A 2,834-nucleotide genomic window follows, 5' to 3' on the forward strand; every position below is an offset into this window, starting at 1 on the left:
CGATGAGCACACAGCCCGTGTTGGCTGGCCAGTCCACATCACCTGGACGCAAACGCCGCAAACAAAATTCCGACGGTCTGCCTGCCGCCCTGCCCTGGATTGGGCCCGTCCTCCTTCTGATCTTCGCGATCGTGATCTTCCCCGCGGGGTTCATGATCTACAACTCCACACGGGAAATCAGCCAGAGCGGGATCGATCAGGGCTCCGCAGGGTTCGCCAATTTCGCTGATGTGTTCTCTGATCCAAACCTGCCGCGAGTGCTGCTGAACACAGTGGTCTGGGTGGTGGTGGTGGTATCGCTGACAGTGCTCCTCTCACTGATCCTGGCCCAGTTCCTGAACAAGCCCTTTCCCGGCCGCACCTTTGTCAGGATGGCAGTAGTTGTTCCCTGGGCGGCCAGCGTGGTGATGACCACCACCGTGTTCTATTACGGCCTCGACAGCAACTACGGGATTATGAACACCTTCATGGTGGACATCGGGATCCTCGACTCGCCGTATGGATTCACCAAAAATGTCCTGCCGGCTCTCGGAGTGGCGATCATTGTGGCGGTGTTCGTGTCGATCCCGTTCACTGCCTATACGTTGCTCGCTGGCTTGCAGTCAGTTCCGGAGGACGCACTCGAGGCAGCCAAGATGGACGGGGCCGGGCCTTTCCGCACCTACTTCAGCATTGTGCTGCCTCAGCTTCGGGGGGCTCTTGCCGTGGCGGTCCTGATCAACATCATCAACGTGTTCAACAACCTCCCGATCCTCAGGATTATCACTGGATCGATCCCCGGGTATCAGGCGGATACCCTCATGACCTACATCTTCAAGGTGTTGCAGTTTGATCGGCGAGTGGACATTGCCAGTGCCCTCAGCGTGGTCAACTTCGCCATCGTCATTGTGATCGTTGCGGCGTACGTGAAAATCGTCAAGCCGATGAAGGAGGTCTAGGCATGTCGACGACCACGCTCAACGAGTCGGAACGCTCAGCACTGCCCCCAGTGAAAGCACGGCAGAAGCGGTACGGCGCCGATCAGGTCTCCGGCCGCAAAATGGGTCTTCGGATGGTGGTCGGCGCCATCGTCGCACTCGTGTTCCTGCTGCCCTACGCCATCATGCTGGTGGGCTCGCTGAAGACCCGGTCAGAAATCCTCTCTGTGCCACCCGCGTACTTCCCCACCGAGGGCCTGCAGTGGAGCAACTATGCAACCATGTGGGGCACCCCGGAAACGCCGTTGCCCTACAACCTGATCTCCACGATCATCATTGCGGTGTTTGCGACCCTCCTCGTCCTTCTGGTGGCCACCCCCGCGGCGTACTACACGGCCAGGTTCCGGTTCCCGGGCAAGACTGTGTTCTTGTTCCTGGTCATCGTCACCCAGATGCTGCAGCCAGCGGTGCTGACCGCCGGCCTGTTTCGTGAAATGTTGCTGCTGGGGATCAACGACACCTGGCTGGCCATGATTCTGATCAACGCGGCGTTCAACCTCTCCTTCGCGCTGTGGATCATGCACAGCTTCTTCGCGGCGATTCCCAAAGAAATTGACGAGGCTGCCCAGCTGGATGGCGCCGGGAAGCTGACGGTGATGTTCAGGGTCAATCTGCCCCTGGTCTGGCCGGGCATTGTCACCGCCGTCATCTTCACCTTTGTGTCGTCCTGGAACGAGTTCGCGGCTTCCCTGGTGATCATGTCGACCGCGGAGAATCAGCCGCTATCGGTGGCACTGACAAAGTTCATCGGTCAGTATGCCACCTCGTGGCAGTACGTGTTTGGTATCTCAATTGTCGCGATCATTCCGGTGATCATCCTGTTCGCGCTGATCGAGAAGCGTCTGATCGGTGGCCTCACAGCGGGGGCCGTGAAGTAGCGGCGTACTTCCGCGTTCCCTTCCTGTCTCGATCATCTGCCCACCAGGTTCTGTCCCGGTGGGCAGATGATCGTTGGTCTGGGGTCAGGAGTAAGCGGGGAGCTCCTGCAGGGTCCACTCGTTCCCGTCCGGATCCGCGAAGTAGACGAACCGCCCCCACTCCAGTTCTTCGACCCCACGGGCCTGGACACCCCGACCCGTGAGGTACCCCAGGGCGTCATCAGCGTTCGGAACCACGATCATGACCCCTTTTTGCGATCCCGGTGGCATGTCGACCAGACCTGTCCCCATCACGATTGAGCACGCGGAACCAGGCGGAGTCAGTTGGACGAAGCGCACGTGCTCGTCGACCTGCTGGTCGACGTCAGCGTTGAAGCCAACCTGGTCAACGTAGAAAGCTTTGGCCCGGTCCACATCTGTCACGGGGATTGGCACAACTTCCAGCTTCCAGTCCATCATTTCCATTCCTCTCGCTTGGCCTGGCAGATTCCACCGGGTGGCGGATTCTGGCCCCAGCCTAGGACTCCATGCGGTCAGCTTCTGTCCTGGACTGTGCCGTAGTTCGGCCCAGTCGCGTGGAACCCGATTGGCAGGATCGAGCAGTAGGCCATGCGAGAGACGTCAGACGATCCTGGCGCCCTGCTTCCAGACGGCGTGGGTCAGCGGCACCCCCGGCCGGTAGGCCAGGTGNCAGCCGGTGCGTTCAGCAGTTGCAGGTCTGCCCGGTGCCCGACGGCGAGGGACCCGACCGCGCGGAGGCCGTCGTCGTCGGCCCCTGTCTCCCGGTGCAGCGCCAGCGCGCCGCCGAAGGTAGCCGCCCGGACGGCTTCGTGAACACTCAGCCGCATCTGCAGGACGGCCGTGGTCACGCAGTAGGCCATCGAGGTGGTGTACGAGGTGCCGGGGTTGCAGTTGGAGGCCAGCGCAATCTCGACCCCGGCGTCCAGCAATTCGCGGCCGGGGGCCAACGGCTGGCGGG

3 protein-coding genes and 1 pseudogene are annotated in these 2,834 nt (G+C 61.2%); 2 read left to right on the forward strand and 2 right to left on the reverse strand.

The annotated features are described in order from the left end of the window. A partial coding sequence (locus K728_RS0112715; RefSeq protein ID WP_019483551.1) for a carbohydrate ABC transporter permease occupies positions 1 to 938 on the forward strand: 938 nt, incomplete at its 5' end. A gap of 2 nt (positions 939 to 940) precedes the next feature. Next, complete coding sequence (locus tag K728_RS0112720) at positions 941 to 1,855, forward strand: carbohydrate ABC transporter permease (RefSeq protein ID WP_019483552.1); 915 nt, start codon at positions 941 to 943, stop codon at positions 1,853 to 1,855. A gap of 84 nt (positions 1,856 to 1,939) precedes the next feature. Here the strand turns inward: K728_RS0112720 and K728_RS0112725 are convergent, their stop codons facing one another. After that, complete coding sequence (locus K728_RS0112725) at positions 1,940 to 2,311, reverse strand: glyoxalase superfamily protein (protein WP_024476962.1); 372 nt, start codon at positions 2,309 to 2,311, stop codon at positions 1,940 to 1,942. 165 nt (positions 2,312 to 2,476) lie between these two features. Beyond that, positions 2,477 to 2,834, reverse strand: a pseudogene (locus K728_RS19390) (imidazolonepropionase); the annotation flags it as partial.

The organism is Arthrobacter sp. CAL618 (genome assembly GCF_000468215.1).
In the GTDB taxonomy this organism is placed as follows: domain Bacteria; phylum Actinomycetota; class Actinomycetes; order Actinomycetales; family Micrococcaceae; genus Arthrobacter_D.